This is a genomic window from Janibacter sp. CoH_79_TC_3 (assembly GCF_058197955.1).
In genome coordinates this window covers 22,532-44,128 of the sequence record NZ_JBXWIV010000011.1, presented here as the reverse complement: position 1 = coordinate 44,128, position 21,597 = coordinate 22,532, and the positions used below count along the sequence as shown (strand labels likewise).

The following is a 21,597-nucleotide window of genomic DNA, read 5'->3' as shown; positions in this document are numbered from 1 at the left end:
CAATAAAATTTAGTGATTGGAAGAAATCTATTATGTATAAGAAAATAAGTATCCTATTGAGTTTTGGCGTCCTATCATCAGTATCGATGTTGGCATCGGCACAAAACCTGTATATGAACGATCTAAAGCTCAAGGCAGATCTTGACTGGCTTAATACTCAAGGGGTCGCACAGATTAGTACCAGTACTTGGCCACTGACTGCTAATGAAGTCAAACGCGCTTTAAATATAGCTAATGCCCAAACACCCGCGCAGCAGCAGATATTACAGTCGGTGCAAACGCGATTGAATCAGAACCGAGACTCAGTAGTAAAAGGGTCAGCCGCCCTGCATATACAAACCGATAGAGATCAGCTACCACAAAAATTTGCTGACGATCAACTTGCGGGTCAACAAGCAAGCGTTGGAGTATCGCTTAGCGAAGCGGAGTGGGAATTTAATCTACAAGCCAATTTAAAAAATGACAAACTTATCGATGACAGCTCAGATGTTAGCTTTGAAGGTTCATACCTTGCTGGTACCGCTGCCAATCAATGGTTAATCGCGGGTAAAATTCCAACGTGGTGGGGACCTGGGTATGATGGTAGCCTTATTCGAGGTGATGCAAGCTTGCCGGTTGCAGGTTTTACCATGCAGCGTGATCAACAAACTGCGCCTACATCGAAGTATTTATCGTGGGTCGGACCTTGGCAGTATCAGTTATTTGCTGGTCAGTTTGAAGATTATGAAGCGATTCCTGATGCTAAGCTATTTGGCGCACGCTTAACTGCTAGCCCATGGGAATGGTTGGAAGTGGGTGCTTCTCGTACCTTTATGTGGGGCGGTGAAGGACGACCTGAAAGCTTTAGCTCCTTGATTGATGCGGTAACAGGAATTAGAGATAATATAGAAGCTGATGAAGGTACAGCAGATCCAGCTAATCAGCTTGGCGGTTTTGATGCTAGGCTGAATCTGGCACCATTGGTTAACATACCTGCTGGCGTTTATGCTCAATATGTGGGTGAAGATGAAGCAGGCGGACTTCCTTCCAAGAATATGTATCTAGCTGGTTTTGATTATGCATCTGCTGCTTATGGTAAGCCGTACCAGCTTTATGCGGAGTATACCGACACTCGTACTAGTGGTGAAATAAAAGGTATTTCTTATAATCATCACATTTATACTGACGGTTATTATCAGCAAGGCTACCCATTAGGCTATGCGCTAGGCGGTGATGCAGAAAGCATCGCGCTTGGTGGCAGGTTATGGCTTGATAACCGTAACTTTATCAATGCAAAAGTGCAGCATGCTAAAGTAAATCAAGCAGATATAAGGAACGATACCAATCAAGCATTCCCAATAACTGATAAGCTGACAGGTATCGATGTCGCTTGGGAGCATCAATACAACCCTAAAGCGCTTATCTCTAGCCGAGTTTGGGCAGTAGATTCAGATATCCAGTCCACTGATGTCGGCGTAGGCGTAGGTATCGAGCTGCAAACTTACTAAATCATACCCCACTCTCAACTTCGAAAGTGATTGAAAAAAGAAGAGCATCTCACTAATCTATTGTTTTCGACCAATAATACAGCGGAGCCATGAGATGCCCATAGACGAATTTATCATCAATATCTATTTAATGGTAGAGCAATATTAAAAAATAGTCGTCACCAAACCCTTACGAGGTGCAGGTTACGCACCAAAGTTGAGTGATCCTGAGATCATTTGCATGGAACTGGTCGGTGAATTTTTAAACCTAGACCAAGACAAACAGATTTGCCAATACTTTACCCAGCATTGGCAATCTTGGTTTCCAGCCATAGGCTCATATCCTAACTTCGCAAAGCATTGTGCGAATCTGTGGCAAGTAAAACAGCGGACACAAGATAAAGTCAGTCAACTTGAGGGCCGTGACAACATCCATTTTATGGATGGTTTTCCAATACCCGTCTGTCATTATGGACGTGCTTATCGGTATAAAAACTATCAAAACTTAGCGGCTTTTAGCTACTGTGCGGCTAAGCAAGAGAGGTACTATGGCTTTTAGGGACATTTGCTTGTTAACTTGTCGGGCATGATTAAAGGCTTTACCTTTGCTCCTGCCAATGTTGATGAAAGAGCGGTTGCCCCAGAAATTACCACTCATATTCATGGGCTACTTGGCGCTGATAAAGGGTATATCAGTCCGAGTCTGTCTCAGTACTACGACGCTCAAGAAGTAGGTTTACAAATGCCACTCAGAGCCAATATGAAAGAGAATAGACCCAAACCTGTGGTAATGCGGCTAATGAAAGCCCGCCGTATCGTTGAAACAGTCATTGGTCAGCTATCAGAACGATTTAATATACAAAGGGTACGAGCAAGAGATTTATGGCATTTGTCTCATTGATTGATTCGTAAGATTCTGTCGCATAATTTGTGCTTTGTACTCAATAAAAAAATTGGTAACCCGCCACTTCAGTTTGATTTGCTTATTTCAAGTTCAGAGTGGGGTTAAATCATATTTGAATGTATTTAAATAGGAGTGGTTACTGAGGTAACATCTCCTATTTTTTTATCCAAAATTTAACTATTTGCTAGGACTTATTCTCTATTTTGAGAATAGGAATAAAAATAAGATATATTTTTATCACAAAGCGCCGTAAAAGCACATCACTTCTAAGGCGTGGATATCAGGCATCAGCTATTGTCGTATACTCTTGAAGACACCTTGTTAACGAAGCCCGTCAATATCATAATTATCTCATGAAAACGCTCAAACTACGCATCAAAGATAAACATTCCAACCAGCTCAATAAGCTGGCTGGGGCGGTTAATTTTGTGTGGAACTATGTCAATGATTTGAGTTTTAAGCACTTGCAACGTACTTGTAAATTCTTTTCAGCTTATGACTTAGCAAGCTACACCAAAGGTGCGGGTGAATACCTAAACCTGCACAGCCAAACCTTGCAAGCAATCACCGAAACCCATGCTAAATCGCGCAAGCAATTCAAGAAAGCAAAGCTGAATTGGCGTACCAATAACCCGAAAGCCAAACGCACGTCACTTGGTTGGATTCCGTTTAAAAAAACTGCCATCAAATACATGGGTGTCAAAAAAGCAGGTAAGAAAACCCTTAAATCCACCATTCAATTTAGCCTTGCTAAAGGCAAAAAACTGACTATCGACGTTTGGGATAGCTACAATCTGGCACTCTACACGATGAATACCTGTGAGCTGGTGCAAGACAGTCGTGGGCGTTGGTATGTGTGCGTCACCGTTAAAAAATACCCAAAAATGGAGTGTGGTACAGGTGAAACTGGTATTGATTTGGGCTGTAAAGAGTTGGCAACGACAAGTAATGGTGAGGTCTTAACCATCAAGTTAACCCATCAATACGCACCAAAATTAGGGATGGCTCAAAGGTCTAAGAATAAAAAGCGGGTCAAGGCCATTCATGCCAAGATTAAAAATACTCGCCAAGACTTGATCCATAAATTCACCACCACGCTTGTCAGTACCAATAAAATACTCATCATCGGCAAGCTTCAATCAAAATCATTTACTCGGACCAAACTAGCCAAATTCGTCTACGACGCAGGTTGGTTTGACGTTAAGCGACAACTGACCTATAAATGCAAGCATGCAGGTTTTCACTATGACGAGGTAAATGAGCAGTACACCATCCAAACGTGTTCGTGTTGCGGCTCACGCCAAAACAGTCCGAAAGGTAGGATATGTCTTGGAATAAGAGAATGGCTTTGCGAGTGTGGTGTCACTCATGACCGTGATGTGAATGCGGCAAAGAACATTCTTGCGCTTGGGTTTGAGCGTCTAGCAGTAGGAAGCACTGTTCTTTAGGGCAGTGGGGAAGTCAACTAACAGCTGATCTTATAACTACTATCAGATAACTGCTCTACGCTATTTTTTATATAACCCTCTTAATCGATGTAAGTAATGCATAAGTTTTGTTGCTAATTGTTTTTGGATAGTATATAAGTATATAAGAATATACGAATATGTAGATTCAATTATTTATATATAACTATTGATTAGTTAACAAAAGTTTTCCATATTATGACTCATATTCTTACTAAGACGCTTTTTGTTTGTAATCTAGTTATTTAATGAGTTTGTAATAGCCTTACATTATAAAAATTACGCTATCGCTAATAGCTGTTATTTATAGCTGCAGTTTACAAGGGGTTCATTATGCGCGGATATCCATCTCAATTATCGACGATAACGTGCTTAGTGCTCTTCACTTTCATATCTGGCTGTAGCAGCATTAATTCTGGACTACAAGTGGGAAACTTACCGCCTAGTGGTGCTTTTGTCGCAGAAAATGGCATTACCTTTAGTGTTCAGCCATTAGACATAGCGACCTTACCCGCTAAGCAAGCTCCCGTACTCGACAATGAGCTATATAACTTAATTAAAACTTCAAGGCCAATGAGTTACCGTATTGAAGCCGGAGATGTAATGAGTATAGCGCTCACTGATTATCCAAACATCAGTGCATCAACATCAAGTCTGACTGTTGATCAGCAGGGTTTTATACAATTTCCATTAATTGGACGCCTAAAGGCGAGTGGCATGAGTGTGTCGCAGTTCACTGCAGTCTTGCAAGGTAGATTGCAACGCTATCTGAAATACTCAGACCCACAAGTCAAAGTCATCAACTATCTTGGTAGCAAATTCTTTATCGATGGAGAAGTTGCCAAGTCTGGCGAGTTCCCTATTGCTGATGCACCGGTTACCTTATATGGCGCTTTGTCCATAGCAGGGGGTGCTACTACGACAGGCGATTCAAATAATATTGTATTAAATCGCCGAGGTAAAAACTATAGCTTAGGGTTGCAGTCATTAAGACAGATGGGGCTATCTGCCAATCAAGTGTATATACAAGATGGCGATTCCATTCATGTTAATAGTCAAAGTCGTAATAAAGTCTATGTCTTGGGCGAGTTTGGTCGAATCGCGCCAGTCTCTATACCTGAGCAGGGGCTAAGCCTATCGCACGTACTGGGTGAATCAAGTGGTCTCAATGCCAGCACCGCCAATGCTGCCAAAGTATATATTGTCCGTGATAATCAACAGTACAACTATACCAATATCTATTATGTCGATATGCAGACTATTACTGGCTTAGCATTGGCAAACCGCTTTGAGATGCAAGCCAATGACATTCTTTATGTGGATCCTACGGGTCTAACTCGTTGGAACCGTGTGCTAAGTGCTCTTTTACCCTCAACTTCGGCGATCAGGTCAATCTCAGACTTTTAAGCGATAAGAGTTATGGCGTTTGAGAGTAGCATCGCGAGCCTTGAAAAATGGACTAAAAAAATAAGCGAACCGACTCATACTAATTGATGAAGACATAGTTATGGATAACAATGTTATGGATACCAATTCAAAGGATTTATCTAAACATAATAATGATAATAATCTACTGGGTCTGCTTTTAGTATTACTACGCGGCTGGAAGATCATTGTTTTGTGCGCAATTTTGGGTTTGATAATAGGGGTGTTGTATGTTCGCTACGAAAATCCCACCTTCAAATCAGATGCCTTGGTCCAAATTGATGAAACCTCCAAAAACTTATCAGGGCTCGGAACGAATATAGGAGAGCTATTGCCCCCTGATGATAGTTCAATGCAAGCGCAGATTAAGCTAATAAGATCCCGCATGGTATTAGAGCCAGTGGTTGATTTGCTTCATTTGGGTATCAAATTGAACGATCCGGCAGTTAATCAGATAGATAGAATAAGAAACAACCAAACGAACGTGCAAATGAATAGTGCTGATGGCGTTGTACTCGAGACAAGTGATGGCCGGATACAAGTGAGTCAATTCGATGTAACAGAAGATTGTCTAGATAAAACCTTCACTTTATTAAGAACTAACACAGGCTTTGTTTTGAGTAATGACAGTGAGAAATTTCAGGGGCAGTTGAACAAAGCCTATCGTTTCACAGGTAAGAATGGTCTAATTGAAATTACAGTCAATGATCTACCTACTGATGAACACCCTATCGATATTACTAAGCAATCACTGCAAATCACCACGGACTCTATCAATAGCGCTTTGTCAGTGGTGGAAGAAGGCACTAAGACTGGTATGATTGAGCTGTCTTTGTCAGGGCTAAACCAAAAGCAAGTCAGCCTAATATTAGAACATATTGTACTGTCTTATAGTGCACAGGATCAAACACGCAGCTCGGAACAAACTATCAAAACTATTGAGTTTATGAAAAAACAAATTCCAGCATTAAAACAAAAACTCAAAGAATCAGAAGCCATATTTAATAAATTTCGTGAGAATTCTGGGACCATTGATGTGGCACAAGAAGCGTCAATATTGCTTAATGAAAATGCTGGAATTGATACACAAATTAGTGAGCTTAAGCTAAAAAGAGCAGATCTAACCACTTACTATACCAATGAGCATCCTCTAGTCATCCAGATAAACGAACAACTTGGCGTATTGAATGCTAGAAAACAGCAAATCGACAATACCATCAATAAGTTGCCAGAAGTACAAAGAGAGTTTTTGACACTCTCTGAAGATGTAAACATCGATAGAGAGATATATCTCACTATCCTTAAGAACTACGAGCAGCTAAAAATTGTCAAAGCAGGTGAGGTCAGCGCCGCCCGTATCATTGATTTGCCTATCAATACCAATAGAATTGTCACCCCCAAAAAACAATTAATAATAATGTTAGCCTCCCTAGCAGGTGCTCTGCTAGGTGCTTTATTAGTATTTATTATGCACCTGCTTAGAGATGTCGTTAAAGACCCTGAACGTATTGAGTCTAAGACAGGGGTGCCAGTCATCGCCACGATTCCACGCTCTGCTATATTATCGCGATTAAGTATTAACAAAAAGGCAGCCCCTCGTATGCTGGCTTATGTTGATAATAGTAGCTTGAGTTATGAAGCGATCAAAAGCCTTCGAACTAAACTTATATTAAGTATGCCAACGGTAATTTCAGATAGCCAACAGGCAAAAGTACTTTTATTCACTGGTGAAAGCCCAGGCGTTGGCAAGTCGTTTATCTCTGCTAACTTGGCAGAAGTCTTTGCTCAGTTGAACAAAAAAGTTTTGGTCATAGATGCCGATATGCGTTTGGGTGAGCTGCACAAGGTCTTTAGTATGAGTCAATATGATGGCTTAGCAGATTATCTGTTGCTAGACGATAGTAGTTTGCAACTTAACCCACCTAACAAAAGCGCCGCTGCTCAAATAACGAATGAGATTTCTGATTTTAGTCTCGAGAACTTTATTCATCCGACTGGTATAGACCATATTGACTTTATGCCACGCGGAAAGCATCCCAGTGATCCTGAATCGCTATTAATCAGCGAAAGATTTGATGCTTTGTTAACAAGATTAAAGTCTCAGTATGACTATATTATCATCGATTCACCACCATTATTGGCCGCTTCAGACGCTATGGTGTTAGCTCAACATGCAGACAAAGTACTCATGATAACTAGATACGACGCTTCAATGGAAAAACAGTTGATCTATGCCGTTAGGCAAATGGATGAGTCTAATATCCAAGTAGATGGCATTATTCTCAACGATGTTAAGCAAGGTCTTATGAGTAAATATAGCTATCATTATCGCTATACCTATGCCGACAATCGGTAATATGGCGTTGTTACTATTACTGTTATATTTTCAACCAAGCTGGTTAATCACGTTCTTCAAAAACGGTTAGGTGGTAGAACTCTATGATAAATATAAACAAGCTAAAAATAGCAGTGATTGGTTTGGGATATGTCGGACTTCCTCTAGCGGTTGAGTTTGGCAAACAGCATTCAGTGGTAGGTTTTGACATTAATGCTAGCCGCATTGCGGCGCTAATGGCAGGCACAGACCATACCTTAGAGGTTAGTAATGAAGAGCTAGCTGTAGCGATACATTTACGTTATAGCTCAGATATCCAAACACTCAAAGACTGTAATTTCTTTATTGTAACCGTACCGACACCTATCGATAGCTCAAAGCAACCTGACTTAACGCCACTAATCACGGCCTCAAAGGCAGTAGGTTCATTACTAAAAAAAAATGATATTGTGGTGTATGAGTCTACAGTCTATCCTGGCGCGACCGAAGAGGTTTGTGTGCCAGTACTAGAAGAAGTATCTGGGTTAATCCTTAACCAAGACTTTTATGCAGGCTATAGTCCTGAGCGTATCAATCCGGGTGACAAAGAGCACCGCGTAACTAATATTTTAAAAGTAACGGCTGGATCGACACCTGAAATTGCTGATTTTGTTGATGAAGTTTATAACCTAATCATTACCGCCGGTACGCATAAAGCCCCAAGTATCAGGGTTGCAGAAGCCGCCAAGGTCATCGAGAATACCCAAAGAGATGTCAATATTGCCCTGATTAATGAGCTAGCGGTAATATTTAATAAGATGGGAATAGATACCGAAGCAGTGCTCAAGGCAGCGGGAACCAAATGGAACTTTTTACCGTTTCGTCCAGGACTTGTCGGTGGTCACTGTATTGGTGTTGATCCTTATTATCTGACCCATAAGGCGCAAGCTATCGGCCATAACCCTGAGATTATATTGGCAGGTCGGCGTTTGAATGACAGCATGGGTGAGTATGTGGTCACACAGTTGGTCAAAACCATGATCAAAAAACGCATACAAATTGAAGGTGCTAAAGTTTTGGTTTTAGGACTCAGTTTTAAAGAAAACTGCCCAGATGTACGTAATACCAAGGTTATCGATATTGTACATGAGCTACAAAAGTACAATGTTGAGATTGACGTTCATGACCCTTGGATAGATGCTAACGAAGCCAAGCGGGAATACAGCATTACTCCTATCTCTCAACCTTTATCAAAACAATATGACGGTATTATTATAGCGGTCGCTCATGAGCAGTTTATCAAGATGGGCATAAAGAAAATAAGAGCATTAGGTAAAGAAAATCATGTTATCTATGATCTAAAGTATTTGTTTACTAAAGAAGATACTGACATACGCCTTTAAACATCTAGAGTAATCAAGGTAATTTGGGAGATATTGACTATGAAAGTAACCGCCTATCAACAAGTTGCAGAAGCATTAGTTAATGAACCAAAGACTTGGCTCATCACAGGGGTTGCGGGTTTTATAGGCTCAAATCTACTTGAGAATCTGTTATTACTGAATCAAAAAGTCGTAGGCTTAGATAATTTTGCTACTGGATTTCAACACAACTTAGATGAAGTTCAATCGGTGGTAACTGCCGAGCAATGGCAGTGCTTTACCTTTATAGAAGGTGATATACGCAAGTTAGCAGACTGCCAAACCGCTTGCGCAGATGTTGATTATATTCTCCATCAAGCAGCATTAGGCTCAGTGCCACGCTCTATCGCAGACCCTATCAACACCAATGACACCAACATCTCAGGTTTTTTAAACATGCTGGTCGCCGCTCGCGATGCGAATGTGGCAAGCTTTACCTATGCTGCTAGTAGCTCGACTTATGGTGATCATCCTGCATTACCAAAGGTTGAAGAAGCCATTGGTAAGCCTTTATCACCCTATGCTGTGACCAAGTACGTCAATGAGCTATATGCCGAAGTTTTTGCTCGTACTTATGGTTTTCATACTATTGGCCTGCGTTACTTTAATATCTTTGGTAAGCGCCAGACCCCGGACGGTGCTTATGCGGCGGTGATACCTAAATGGACAGCAGCCATGATCCAAGGCGATGATGTTTATATCAATGGCGATGGTGATACCAGCCGAGATTTTAATTTTATTGAAAACGCGGTACAGGCCAATATCTTGGCAGCAACTGCCGATAATGATGCCAAAAACCAAGTCTATAATGTCGCCGTCGGTGGTCGCACCACGCTCAACACTTTATTTACAGCACTAAAAGGTAACTTAAGCATTAATGGCGTAGATTATAGCCAAGCTCCTATTTATCGTGACTTTAGAGAAGGCGATGTGCGCCACAGTCAGGCTGATATTAGTAAGATCAAAAGTGCATTGGGTTATGATCCGCAGTTTGATGTTGTTCAAGGTATAAAAAAAGCCATGCCTTGGTATGTTACTTTTTTACAAAATAGCTTGCATGGTTGATACTAAATAAAATAGAGACGTTACGTTATGACGCAGGACTGATATGAATGTTTCTGTCGTACGGTGCCTAAGCCGACAGAGGGTGCAAAAAACTGATCCCAGTCCCGCTGTATCTTTTTATATTGAACTTAATATAGTTGAATAAGTTATGTTAAAAGTAATCAAACAGCTCTTTGTTCTACTGACCGATAAACAGTTAAAACAGTTTTATCTATTGCAATTGCTGGTGGTTATTATGGCGTTTACAGAGCTATTAGGGATTGCTTCTATAGCCCCTTTCATGGCTTTAGTTGGTGATATTAGCATACTAGAGACTAATGGCGTTTTTGCGCAGTTATATAAGATGTCTGGTCTGAATAATCCTATGGACTTTTTATTCTATACTGGTGTGATCGTCCTAGTCATGTTGACGTTTTCTACTGTCATTGCTATGTTTACAACTTGGAGATTATCAATTTTTGGCGCGCGTATCGGTACTGAGATTGCGGATCGTCTCTATAGCTACTATATGCAGCAAAGCTGGCAGTTTCATGCCAGCGGTAGTAGTGCCCAGCTGACTAAGCAAGTATCCACTGAAGCGGCACGCATCAGTAATGACATCATACAACCGTTAATGCAAATGAATTCCAAGCTAGTCTTAGCACTATTTATATCCATCAGTATTGTGATTTATGATCCAGTTATCGCAATATTGGGATTATTCATATTTTCGTTAGCATACTTCGTACTATATAGATTAGTACGACAAAAATTAGAAAGTAATGGTCAACAGCTGTCTGAAGTGTCGACGCGACGTTTTAGACTCATGAACGAAGGGTTTGGCGGTATTAAAGATGTCTTATTGCTAAACCGTAGCCATGACTTTATCACTCGGTTTCATGATAGCGGTAAAGTCTACGCTCGTGCTCGAGGAACCAATATAGCTATTAGCCAAGTACCACGATATTTTATAGAGCTTATAGCCTTTGGTGCGATGATTTCATTGGTATTGGTATTGATTAAGGTACACTCTGGTAATTTAGGAGAAGTCTTACCAATCTTAGCAGTTTATGCTCTGGCGGCATTTAAGTTGTTGCCAGCTTTACAACAAATATATTCTAGTCTATCTGTTATTAAAGGTAATGTCGCTGCGTTCGAGGCTGTCAAAGATGACTTACAGCGCTCAATTGAAAACCAGAAGATCGTCAGCGAAAATTCGATAGTTACATCCATAAACCTCTATAAAAATATTGCTCTGAATGATATAGCATTTAGTTATCCTGGTAAGGATAGAGCGGCTGTGGACGGTGTCAGTATGAGTATCCCTGTCAATAGTGTGATTGGTCTGGTTGGTTCATCAGGCTCTGGCAAATCAACTTTGATAGATTTGTTGCTTGGTTTGTTGACCCCGCAACAAGGCGGTATATATGTCGATAACATTCGTATCACTGCAGATAATAAACGAGCTTGGCAAGATCTATTGGGATTTGTACCACAAAGTATTTTTCTGAGTGAAGGAAGTATCGCTGAAAATATTGCCTTTGGTATTCCGGCGAAAGACATCAGCCTAAAGCAAGTCAATAAAGCGTTAAATTTAGCCAATCTGACAGAATTGGTTGAGCAACTGCCAGACGGTGTCAATACCAAAGTAGGTGAGCGCGGCGTACAGCTCTCAGGTGGTCAGCGGCAACGTATCGGTATTGCGCGCGCACTGTATCATGAAGCAGAAGTTTTAGTATTCGACGAAGCAACTAGTGCATTAGATGGTATTACTGAAAAGATAGTCATGGACGCTATCCATGAGTTCAGTGGTCAAAAGACTATTATTATGATTGCACACCGTCTAAAAACAGTAGAGAAGTGTGATCTTATCTACTTTATGGAGCACGGTAAAATAATTGATCAAGGGACTTATCAGGAACTTGTGGTACGTAATGTAAAGTTTAAAGAAATGGCTAGATACGCTTAGCGTTACTGACGGGAGTTCTAATATGTACTTAAGTTTGATCATCCCATTTTTCAATTCGGCACATAAATGCAAGAGACTGCTTAAACGTGTAACAGAAATAACGTCGAGAGATCTCGATCTCGAGGTTATTTTAGTTGATGACGGTTCAACTGATGTCACTTATCGTTTACTTACAGATTTTAGAGATAGCTTGCCACAGGCTAATATAATCGTAATAAAACAAAAAAATAAAGGTCCTGGTGGTGCTAGGAACACGGGGTTGAAGCTCGCAAAAGGTGAATATGTTTGGTTCGCCGACTCTGATGATGATATAACGATAGATGCCTTAATATTTATAAAAGACAACTGCGCCAATCAGTATGATTTTATCGATTTCAATGTTATAAGCTCAGATAATATTCCTATGAATACAATGGGCGTGGCACCAGGCAGCTACAGAGATAGACGAGAAGTTCCTCATATACTTTTGAGTAGGTTTATGTCTCAAACGTGCAAAGCTTTTAGGCGAAATTTTTTGATTGAAAACCAGGTTTATTATCCTGAGTATTGCTATTACGAAGACATCCCATTGGCATTTACCCTCCCGCTTCTCGTCACGAGTTTTTTAAAAACAGACATCGTTGGCTATCTATATCATCAAGAATTCGCTTCTATTACTAGAGGTAAGATAACTCTAAAATCACTTGATCGTCTTTATACATCAATTTGTGGATTGACAGAGAGCTTAGCACTTGCCAAAACTGATATAGAAATCGATATTATAAAGCAACGTTTTATTCAGCTGTACTTGATAGACAGTGCTGAGATGTTCTTTAGTGTAATACCCAATAAAGGGTGGGTAACTATTTGGCGAATTATGAGCGAATATCGCAGATTGGCTAAGCAATTTAATATAAGTCTAAGCCCATTTCATCTCATTAATGAAAAAGACTATCAGTATAAACTGTATTTCCGTGCACAGTGGCTTATGTCTTTTACACTGACAGGTGAACAGACAGCTTACTTTGAGGGGATAAGAAAAAAAGAATGGAATTTATAAACTGATATAAAGCTATTTACTTTACTACAAGCGTATCGCTTTTATTTTGAATCGACTATAGATATCTACTGAACATTTATATTTCTGACTCCTAATGTATTAGTCCTTCACTTTCGGTAAAAACCAAACTATAAACACAAATAGGACTCATTAAATTACCTTATAAGCATTATTCTAATATATATATTTATAAAAAAAGTACTTCATAGCATAATTTTAGTGACTAATAATTCATGTACTTTAAGTGAGGCGTTTCATTTCAGCGATATTAAGGTCAAATAAAATAAGGGATTATTATTAATTAGGCTAAAGGAGAACCAAGTAATGAAAAATATTGGTATAGAAATGCACAAGCTTTGTGAAAAGCTTTTCCCCATATGTCGTAGCATCACTGGAATTGGTTTTCGAGAATCCTTAAATATTCTAAAAAATGATATGCAATTGAATGATTTGAATGATTTGAATGTGTTTGAGGTAGCAACTGGTACCAAATGCTTTGATTGGGAAGTCCCAAAAGAGTGGAATATTAGAGACGCCTATATTATTACTCCTGATGGCAAAAAGATATGTGACTTTCAAGTTTCTAACCTTCATGCCGTTGGTTATTCTATACCCGTAAATCAAGAAATATCGCTTGAAGAATTGCAGGAGCACATGTATTCATTGCCAGAGCAACCGAATGCGATACCCTATATAACCTCATACTATCAAGAAAGATGGGGTTTTTGTATTACTCAACAAGAGAGGGACAAGCTCAAACCAGGTACTTATAAAGTATATATAGACAGTGATTTAGGGGAAGGAAGCTTAACCTACGGTGAGTTGATCATTCCAGGGGAAACGGAAGAAGAGGTCTTTTTATCAACTTATTTGTGTCATCCCTCAATGGCAAATAACGAGCTATCAGGACCAGTGGTAACAGTATTTTTGGCAAAGTGGCTTTTAAGCTTGCCGTTTAGAAAATATACTTATCGTATTATTATCATCCCTGAAACTATTGGCTCAATCGCATACCTCAGTCGTCATCATGAAGTGATGAAACAAAAAATTATTGCTGGCTTTAATATTACCTGTGTAGGTGATGATAGGGCTTACTCATATTTGCCCTCCAAAACCGGTGACACATTAGCAGACCAAGTGGCAAAACATGTTTTAACCCACACACATCCAGAGTTTGTCAGTTACTCTTTCTTAGACAGAGGAAGTGATGAAAGACAGTACTGTAGCAAGGGTATAGATCTGCCTGTATGTTCAATTATGAGAACAAAGTATGGATGCTATCCAGAGTATCACACCTCTTTAGATGACTTGGAGCTGGTCACTGCTACTGGGCTGCTTGGTAGTTATGAAGTGCTAAAAAAATCGATTGAATGTCTTGAAGCTAATGAAGTACTTGCAACAAACTTTTTATGCGAACCACAACTTGGCAAGAGAGGTTTACATCCCACAATCGGTACCAAAGACAGTAGCTTAGTTGTCAAAAATATGATGAATTTTCTGGCTTATTGTGATGGAGTAAGCACAAATCTAGAAATAGCAGAAAAAATAAACGCCCCATTATGGGCGTTGCAAGATACTATAAATAAGCTAAAAGCTGAAGATTTATTGATAAGTGTTGACTTAGTGTCAGATCATAATGATAGTTATGAATATTAAAAATTGCTAGTTTAATCTTTATATTAATTACTAATCTGCTTAATTTTCCACATCGAACACTGTGACCTATATTTCTTATAAAGTATTTTTTCTAAATTGTTTTGACTGTAGGTAACTGTAATTCCTGCTAACCAATAAAGAGCTTTGGCTTAAATGTATGAATAATCATATATTTAAGCCAAAGCTCTTTTTTTTGATGACTAATTTTTATCATTTATTTTACGTTTAATTTGTTTTTGCTGGTTATATATTTAAATATTGATATTAATAAATATATATATGCTTTATTTTGCATATTAATGTGTGTTATAGTTTTGTTAAGTTTATTACAGAATAAATAATTGAACAATATTTGGTATCCTTGCAACTGGTAGAGGGATTTTACATGTTGACTAATAGCACTATTCTCATCACTGGCGGCACAGGTTCATTTGGTAATACCTTTTTACCCATGACCTTAGCAAAATATAATCCTAAAAAAATCATCATCTTTTCACGTGATGAGATGAAGCAGTGGGATATGGCGAAAAAATTCGTCGGTGACGATAGAGTGCGCTTCTTCATCGGTAATGTCCGTGATAAAGAGCGCTTATATCGTGCATTAGACGGCGTTGATTATGTTGTCCATGCTGCTGCTACTAAAATTGTACCTACCGCTGAATACAATCCCTTTGAATGCGTAAAAACCAATATTAATGGTGCAATGAACTTAATTGATGCCTGTATCGATAAAGGCGTTAAAGGTGTAGTTGCGCTATCTACCGATAAAGCCAGTAGCCCGATTAATCTTTATGGTGCTACTAAACTTGCTTCCGATAAATTGTTCGTAGCTGGTAACGCTTATTCTGGAGAGCATGGCACTAAGTTTTCAGTGGTACGTTATGGTAATGTCATGGGTTCTCGTGGCTCCGTGATTCCTTTTTTTATGTCTATTAAAGATACGGGCGTGTTGCCAATTACCGATGACCGTATGACCCGCTTTATGATTTCATTAGAGGATGGCGTTAAGTTAGTTTGGCATGCATTCGAAGATATGATCGGTGGCGAGATTTACGTCAAAAAAATACCTTCTATGAAGATGGTAGATTTAGCCCGAGTAGTTGCACCAGAAGCCAAGCAAGAGATTATAGGCATTCGTCCCGGTGAGAAACTGCATGAACAAATGATTAGCAGTGAAGATGCTTACTATACCTATGAGTATCCTGAGCATTTCAAAATTTTGCCGCTGATACATAACTGGGCAATATGTCCAAAACGAATCAAAGATGGCAAAAAGGTACCTAAAGGTTTCGTGTATGCCAGTGACAGCAATTCAGAGTGGATGTCTGATGGCGATCTACAAGATTGGCTCGAGATAAACTGCGAAAAAATAGGGAGTATATAAATGATTCCCTATGCTCGCCAAGATATCAATCAGCAAGATATTAATGCGGTTGTTGAGGTTCTTAAATCAGATTTTTTGACTCAAGGGCCTCAGGTTCCCGCGTTTGAACAGTCCATTATAGATGCGTGTGATGCCAAGTATGCTGTTGCTGTTAATAGTGCGACATCGGCATTACATATCGCTTGTTTGGCTTTAGGGTTAGGCAATGACGATTGGCTTTGGACAACACCAAATACTTTTGTCGCTTCAGCAAATTGTGCTCTGTATTGCGGTGCCAAAGTTGATTTTGTTGATATCGATCCTCGCACTTATAATCTTTGCGTGAAACAATTAGAAAAAAAGCTTATTGCAGCGCAAAAGGTAGGAAGGCTACCCAAAATAGTGATCCCTGTACATTTCAGTGGTCAATCATGTGATATGCAAGCGATCCATGAGTTGGCTAGAAAGTATGGTTTCAAAATTATTGAAGATGCCTCACATGCGATTGGTGGTAGATATCAAGATGCACCCATCGGTAATAGCCGCTATAGCGACATCACTATATTTAGTTTTCATCCGGTCAAGATAGTCACTAGCGCTGAAGGTGGTGCAGCCGTGACCAATAGGGCAGATCTAGCAGAAAAAATGTATTTACTCCGCAGCCATGGGATTACCCGTGATGAAGAGTTGATGACGCAAGATATGGATGGCCCTTGGTATTATCAGCAAATTGCATTGGGCTTTAACTATCGAATGACAGAGTTGCAAGCCGCTCTTGGGCTATCACAAATGCAACGGTTAAAAGAGTTTGTTATCAAGCGCCACGAGCTATCGTCTCGTTATGACGAGCTACTTCAAAACCTACCAATCATCTTACCGTGGCAGCACCCCGACAGTTATTCAGCCAGGCATTTATACGTCATTCGTCTGCAGTTAGAACAAATTAATACCACCCATCTTGATGTGTTTAACGCGCTGCGGGCGGCAGGGGTTCTCGTTAATCTGCATTATATCCCTGTACATATGCAGCCCTATTATCAAAGGCAAGGGTTTGAATCGGGTCAATTCCCTGAAGCAGAACAGTATTATAACGAAGCAATCAGTATCCCTCTGTTTTCAGCGATGACTGAAGGGCAACAAGACACTGTATGCTCGACGCTGAAAACCATATTGAGTAAAGAATCATGAATATCCTAGCGCACAGTCACAAGCTTGCGCTAGGAACGGCGCAATTCGGACTGAAATATGGTCTAGCCAATATGGCAGATAAAGTACCAGGAGACATGGTTGAGCAATTACTTAGAGTAGCCAGCGCATTTAACATAACCATGCTCGATACAGCTATTGCTTATGGTGACAGTGAACAAGTCTTAGGTCTGCATAACCTTGCGAAGTTTGAGATAGTAACTAAGTTACCGGCAGTGCCATCCAATTGTCTAAACGTAGAAGAATGGGTTCTAGAACAAACGATATCTTCATTAAAGCGTTTAAAAACGGAAAAATTGAACGACTTGTTATTACATAGGCCAGCCCAGTTGCTAGGGACAAACGGAGAGAAAATATATAAGTCGATATTAAAACTCAAAGAGCAGGGCATGGTGGATCAGATTGGAATTTCTGTTTATGGTCCTGATGAATTATTCGAGCTTATTAAAAGGTTTGATTTTGATGTAATTCAAGCACCTATGAATATATTTGATCGGCGCATGGAGAATACAGGAATGCTTAAACAGCTAAAAAAAGCAGGCGTAGCCATTCATGTTAGATCAGCTTTCTTACAAGGTCTTTTATTGATACCAAGCGAAAAAACACCAGTGTACTTTACTCCATGGGCGCCATTAATTAAACAGTACCATCAGTGGTTGAATCAACAAAGCCTCTCTCCTTTGCAGGTCTGCTTAAGCTATCTCAACCAACATAGTGATATCGATAAAATCATAGTTGGGGTAGATGATATTTGGCAGCTGAAACAAATAATTGCTGCAATTGATACTCCTATCACTGATATTCCTGACGTCTTGCAATCAGCAGATGAAGGTTTGATTAATCCGTCGAGGTGGCAGCTATGACATTAAAGTTGGGAGTAATCGGCTCATCTGAAGGTAATGGGCATCCTTATTCATGGAGCGCTATCTTTAATGGCTATGATTCGGTGGAAATGGAAAAATGTGGCTATCCTGTCATACCACGTTATTTAGAGCAGCAACAATGGCCTGCGAGTCAAATCAGAGAGGCAAGAGTTACTGCTATTTGGACGCAAGATATAGCGCTTTCTCGGCACATTGCCAAAGCCGCAAAAATCGAGCACGTTGTGACTTGTTACACAGAGATGATTGGGCAAGTAGATGCTGTTCTGTTGGCGCGTGATGATGCCTATAATCATTTGCAGTATGCCGAACCATTCTTACGTCAAGGCATCCCTATTTATATAGACAAACCCATTGCACTATCAATTAATGATTTAGATAGGTTATATGCATTAGAACAATATTCAGGTCAGATTTTCACTTGTTCAGCGCTCAGATATAGCAAGCAGTTAGCCCTAACTACGGCGGATAGGCAAAGTTTAGGGCATATAAAACAGATCAGTGCATTTACCCCAAAATCATGGTCTAAATATGCTGTTCATATTATTGAGCCTGTACTGAACATGCTCTCTGAGGGTGACGAGATAGTCGAAATGACTGCTCCTTCCTGTTATAGAAGTGATGGCTCAGGTAGCCTAGTGGTTTGTTGGAGCAGTGGTATACAGACCAATTTTTTCGCGCTTGGTAATGGACAGTCTCCAATCTCGATTAGAGTATTTGGTACGAGTGGTTGGAAAGACTTTACATTTACAGATTCATTCTCAGCTTTTAAAGCAGCTTTGCAGGCTTTTATACACGGTATCTCAGACAAGAAGGTAATGTCAGATAGAGCATTTAATACAACAGTGGTTCAATTGCTTGAAAGAGGTTGCCAATGAAAGAGACGATCTTAATTACTGGTGGTACAGGTAAATTTGGCAGGCAATTTGTTAGGCATTTTGCAACTAAAGGCTGGCAGGTGCTATTTACGACGACCTGTCAAAATAATGCCGATAAGCTAATGGCAAAGATAGGCAGTGACTATCGTTTGATCCCGCTAATAGTTGATTTCACTAAGCCGCAAGCAGTACAGGACATCATTAAGCAAGTTCAAGACTTTGGTTATACCGTTAATCACCTGGTAAACAATGCGCGTAGTTTGGACTTTTTGCAGACAGATTCATTAGGTCAGACCAGCCGTGAAGACTTTTTAGCTGAATATTTGATGGATGTCGTCGTACCCTATGAGCTATCAATGGGGCTATTCAATATTCAGCCAAAAGAGCTAAGCACCATCACCAATATAGGTTCTCAGTACGGCGTCGTCGCTGCCAACCCTGCTTTATACGAGGATTATCCAAGACAATCGCCTATTCAATACAGTGTTGCTAAAGCAGCATTGATACATTTAACAAAGGAGTTGGCTGTACGTTTTTCTGATTTCGACATAAGGGTTAATTGTATTGCCTATGGTGGTGTCAGTGGACGTGTTGATGATAGCTTTGAAGCCAGATACGCAAAGCTTACGCCAAGTGGTCGTATGCTATCTGAGTCTGAAATCATAGGGCCTCTAGATTTTCTAGTTTCGGAAAACTGTAATGCTATCAATGGTCAAACCATTCAGGCAGATGGCGGGTGGACATTATGGTGAAACGTAGAATAGCTATTATTCCTGCTCGCGGCGGGTCGAAGCGAATCCCAAAAAAAAACATAACCGATTTTAATGGTCTGCCGATGATTGCATGGACGATTAAAGCGGCGAAAGAATCTAGATTGTTTGATCGAATCTTGGTATCTACCGATGATTCAACGATAGCTGAGGTGGCAATAAACGCTGGTGCGGAAGTGCCTTTTCTACGTACTGATTGCGCTGATGATTATTCCACAGTAAGCGAGGCTACGACATTTGCTTTACAGCAGGCTATGGACTATTGGCAAGAAGAGTACAACGTGGTGGTCCAATTGATGGCTAATTGTCCATTACGAACTAGTGCGGATATCCAGTTGCTAGTTGCTACATTTGAAGCAAAGAAGCGCACGGCTCAAATTAGCTGCTTTGAATATGGATGGATGAACCCGTGGTGGGCGGCAACGATTGATGATGTAGGCAGACCCACTCAGATTTTTTATGAAACGTTGACTCAGCGTTCGCAAGACTTACCTAAGCTTTATTGTCCAACGGGAGCTATTTGGATATCTACGGTGAAAGCGTTGTTGGCTCACAGAACATTCTACTCACCAGATCATACATTTGAGCCAATATCATTAAAAAGCGCCATGGATATAGACAGCTATGAGGATTTAAAGATTGCAAATGCATTATTACTAGCCAGTGATTACTCGCCATGAAAGCAAAAGAGTACAAGATTGTCTTCCGTTGTGATGCTTCTATTCAGATAGGATCTGGTCACGTGATGCGTTGCTTGACTTTAGCTGATGAGCTATCTAGGCAAGGAGCTAAATGTGTTTTTATATGCCGTAGACACCACGGGAATTTGATTGAGGAAATTCAGCAGCAGGGATATAAAGTGTATGCACTTCCTTTAGAAAATGACTTGTATATTGAAACGAACAATAAGACTGCACTTTCTCACGCTGATTGGCTGGCTAGTACACAATACAGAGATGCGGAGCTAAGCCTCTCGATAGTAAAAGCCTTACAACCTGATTGGTTAATTGTTGATCATTACTCTTTAGATGAGATTTGGGAAGAAGGACTGCAACCCTATTGCAAAAAGATAATGGTTATCGATGATCTGGCAGATCGGAAGCATCATTGCGACGTTTTACTTGACCAAAACTTTGGTCGTGATCCGCAAGACTATGCTGCCCATGTTAATGAAGATTGTGAATTACTATGCGGATCTAAATATGCACTACTCAGGCCTGAATTTGCAGCGTGGCGAGGCTACAGCTTAGAGCGGCGTCAACATAATAAATTGGCAAGTATTTTGATTAATTTAGGTGGGGTTGATAAGGATAATATTACAACCAAAATCCTGAAAGTACTGCAAACGAAATCTCTACCTGATCATTGTTCAATTACCATCGTTATGGGCGCAACATCACCATGGATTGAAGCAGTAAAACAACAAGCCGCAATAATGCAGTGGCGTACGGTAGTAAAGGTAGGGGTAAATAATATGGCTGAGATAATGGCCAATAGTAATTTGGCGATCGGCGCCGCAGGGTCAACATCATGGGAGCGATGCTGTTTGGGACTTCCAACTATTATGCTGGTTTTAGCGGATAACCAACGGGATATTGCTAACGTATTAGAAGATGTAGGAGCCGCACTGACCTTTAATATAAATAAGCTGGAAGCTGAGCCATTAGCCCTTGAACAATGTATAGCTTCAGCCGTGCCTAAAATGAGAGCAATGAGTAGGGTAGCTAGTGCGGTTACTGATGGGCTAGGAGTAACACGGCTATCTAAAGTTTTACTCCGATAGCTCTAAAGGAAA

Annotated in this window: 16 protein-coding genes and 1 pseudogene; all 17 read left to right on the top strand. The window is 40.2% G+C overall.

Going from position 1 to position 21,597, the window contains the following annotated elements:
* Positions 1–32: 32 nt before the first annotated feature.
* The 17 genes and pseudogenes from AC2FA3_RS10175 (at position 33) to pseG (ending at position 21,585) form a co-directional block, all read left to right on the top strand.
* The gene (locus AC2FA3_RS10175) at positions 33–1,487 is read left to right on the top strand and encodes a capsule assembly Wzi family protein (RefSeq protein ID WP_490509455.1); all 1,455 of its coding nucleotides are present in this window, start codon (positions 33–35) and stop codon (positions 1,485–1,487) included.
* A gap of 151 nt (positions 1,488–1,638) precedes the next feature.
* Positions 1,639–2,475 (top strand): annotated as a pseudogene (locus AC2FA3_RS10170) (IS982 family transposase).
* 248 nt (positions 2,476–2,723) lie between these two features.
* Positions 2,724–3,818, top strand: coding sequence for an RNA-guided endonuclease InsQ/TnpB family protein (locus AC2FA3_RS10165; RefSeq protein ID WP_490509454.1), 1,095 nt, complete (start codon positions 2,724–2,726; stop codon positions 3,816–3,818).
* A 351-nt stretch (positions 3,819–4,169) separates the two neighbouring features.
* Positions 4,170–5,243 carry a polysaccharide biosynthesis/export family protein gene (locus AC2FA3_RS10160; protein ID WP_490509453.1) on the top strand — a complete coding sequence of 358 codons (1,074 nt, stop codon included), beginning with the start codon at positions 4,170–4,172 and terminating at the stop codon, positions 5,241–5,243.
* A gap of 100 nt (positions 5,244–5,343) precedes the next feature.
* Positions 5,344–7,617 (top strand): GNVR domain-containing protein, encoded by a 2,274-nt coding sequence (locus AC2FA3_RS10155; protein ID WP_490509452.1) that lies wholly within the window; start codon positions 5,344–5,346, stop codon positions 7,615–7,617.
* 83 nt (positions 7,618–7,700) lie between these two features.
* Positions 7,701–8,978, top strand: coding sequence for a Vi polysaccharide biosynthesis UDP-N-acetylglucosamine C-6 dehydrogenase TviB (tviB, locus tag AC2FA3_RS10150; protein ID WP_490509451.1), 1,278 nt, complete (start codon positions 7,701–7,703; stop codon positions 8,976–8,978).
* A gap of 39 nt (positions 8,979–9,017) precedes the next feature.
* Positions 9,018–10,061 (top strand): NAD-dependent epimerase/dehydratase family protein, encoded by a 1,044-nt coding sequence (locus AC2FA3_RS10145; RefSeq protein WP_490509450.1) that lies wholly within the window; start codon positions 9,018–9,020, stop codon positions 10,059–10,061.
* A gap of 148 nt (positions 10,062–10,209) precedes the next feature.
* Complete coding sequence (locus AC2FA3_RS10140) at positions 10,210–12,009, top strand: ABC transporter ATP-binding protein (RefSeq protein WP_490509449.1); 1,800 nt, start codon at positions 10,210–10,212, stop codon at positions 12,007–12,009.
* Between the two features lie 22 nt (positions 12,010–12,031).
* The gene (locus AC2FA3_RS10135; RefSeq protein ID WP_490509448.1) at positions 12,032–13,048 is read left to right on the top strand and encodes a glycosyltransferase family 2 protein; all 1,017 of its coding nucleotides are present in this window, start codon (positions 12,032–12,034) and stop codon (positions 13,046–13,048) included.
* A gap of 324 nt (positions 13,049–13,372) precedes the next feature.
* A complete protein-coding gene (locus tag AC2FA3_RS10130; RefSeq protein ID WP_490509447.1) occupies positions 13,373–14,704 on the top strand; it encodes a DUF4910 domain-containing protein in 1,332 nt (443 codons plus the stop codon).
* Positions 14,705–15,089: 385 nt separating this feature from the next.
* A complete protein-coding gene (gene pseB, locus AC2FA3_RS10125; RefSeq protein ID WP_490509446.1) occupies positions 15,090–16,088 on the top strand; it encodes a UDP-N-acetylglucosamine 4,6-dehydratase (inverting) in 999 nt (332 codons plus the stop codon).
* Positions 16,089–17,255 (top strand): UDP-4-amino-4,6-dideoxy-N-acetyl-beta-L-altrosamine transaminase, encoded by a 1,167-nt coding sequence (gene pseC, locus AC2FA3_RS10120; RefSeq protein WP_490509445.1) that lies wholly within the window; start codon positions 16,089–16,091, stop codon positions 17,253–17,255.
* Entirely contained in the window at positions 17,252–18,136 is an 885-nt protein-coding gene (locus AC2FA3_RS10115; protein ID WP_490509444.1) for an aldo/keto reductase, read from the top strand. Before pseC ends, AC2FA3_RS10115 begins: the two co-directional genes overlap by 4 nt.
* Entirely contained in the window at positions 18,133–19,032 is a 900-nt protein-coding gene (locus AC2FA3_RS10110; RefSeq protein WP_490509443.1) for a Gfo/Idh/MocA family oxidoreductase, read from the top strand. Before AC2FA3_RS10115 ends, AC2FA3_RS10110 begins: the two co-directional genes overlap by 4 nt.
* Positions 19,029–19,784: an SDR family oxidoreductase gene (locus AC2FA3_RS10105; protein WP_490509442.1), complete on the top strand. Its 756-nt coding sequence runs from the start codon at positions 19,029–19,031 to the stop codon at positions 19,782–19,784. The genes AC2FA3_RS10110 and AC2FA3_RS10105 overlap by 4 nt, the downstream gene beginning before the upstream one ends.
* Positions 19,781–20,482: an acylneuraminate cytidylyltransferase family protein gene (locus AC2FA3_RS10100; protein WP_490509441.1), complete on the top strand. Its 702-nt coding sequence runs from the start codon at positions 19,781–19,783 to the stop codon at positions 20,480–20,482. The genes AC2FA3_RS10105 and AC2FA3_RS10100 overlap by 4 nt, the downstream gene beginning before the upstream one ends.
* A complete protein-coding gene (pseG, locus tag AC2FA3_RS10095) occupies positions 20,479–21,585 on the top strand; it encodes a UDP-2,4-diacetamido-2,4,6-trideoxy-beta-L-altropyranose hydrolase (RefSeq protein ID WP_490509440.1) in 1,107 nt (368 codons plus the stop codon). Before AC2FA3_RS10100 ends, pseG begins: the two co-directional genes overlap by 4 nt.
* Positions 21,586–21,597 lie beyond the last annotated feature (12 nt).

Bases quoted from the DNA above. Each gene is read 5' to 3' on its own strand.
- pseB (WP_490509446.1), top strand. From the start codon at position 15,090: ATGTTGACTAATAGCACTATTCTCATCACTGGCGGCACAGGTTCATTT.
- tviB (WP_490509451.1), top strand. From the start codon at position 7,701: ATGATAAATATAAACAAGCTAAAAATAGCAGTGATTGGTTTGGGATAT.
- AC2FA3_RS10115 (WP_490509444.1), top strand. From the start codon at position 17,252: ATGAATATCCTAGCGCACAGTCACAAGCTTGCGCTAGGAACGGCGCAA.
- AC2FA3_RS10145 (WP_490509450.1), top strand. From the start codon at position 9,018: ATGAAAGTAACCGCCTATCAACAAGTTGCAGAAGCATTAGTTAATGAA.
- AC2FA3_RS10130 (WP_490509447.1), top strand. From the start codon at position 13,373: ATGAAAAATATTGGTATAGAAATGCACAAGCTTTGTGAAAAGCTTTTC.
- AC2FA3_RS10105 (WP_490509442.1), top strand. From the start codon at position 19,029: ATGAAAGAGACGATCTTAATTACTGGTGGTACAGGTAAATTTGGCAGG.
- AC2FA3_RS10160 (WP_490509453.1), top strand. From the start codon at position 4,170: ATGCGCGGATATCCATCTCAATTATCGACGATAACGTGCTTAGTGCTC.
- pseC (WP_490509445.1), top strand. From the start codon at position 16,089: ATGATTCCCTATGCTCGCCAAGATATCAATCAGCAAGATATTAATGCG.
- AC2FA3_RS10135 (WP_490509448.1), top strand. From the start codon at position 12,032: ATGTACTTAAGTTTGATCATCCCATTTTTCAATTCGGCACATAAATGC.
- AC2FA3_RS10140 (WP_490509449.1), top strand. From the start codon at position 10,210: ATGTTAAAAGTAATCAAACAGCTCTTTGTTCTACTGACCGATAAACAG.
- AC2FA3_RS10155 (WP_490509452.1), top strand. From the start codon at position 5,344: ATGGATAACAATGTTATGGATACCAATTCAAAGGATTTATCTAAACAT.
- AC2FA3_RS10110 (WP_490509443.1), top strand. From the start codon at position 18,133: ATGACATTAAAGTTGGGAGTAATCGGCTCATCTGAAGGTAATGGGCAT.
- pseG (WP_490509440.1), top strand. From the start codon at position 20,479: ATGAAAGCAAAAGAGTACAAGATTGTCTTCCGTTGTGATGCTTCTATT.
- AC2FA3_RS10165 (WP_490509454.1), top strand. From the start codon at position 2,724: ATGAAAACGCTCAAACTACGCATCAAAGATAAACATTCCAACCAGCTC.
- AC2FA3_RS10175 (WP_490509455.1), top strand. From the start codon at position 33: ATGTATAAGAAAATAAGTATCCTATTGAGTTTTGGCGTCCTATCATCA.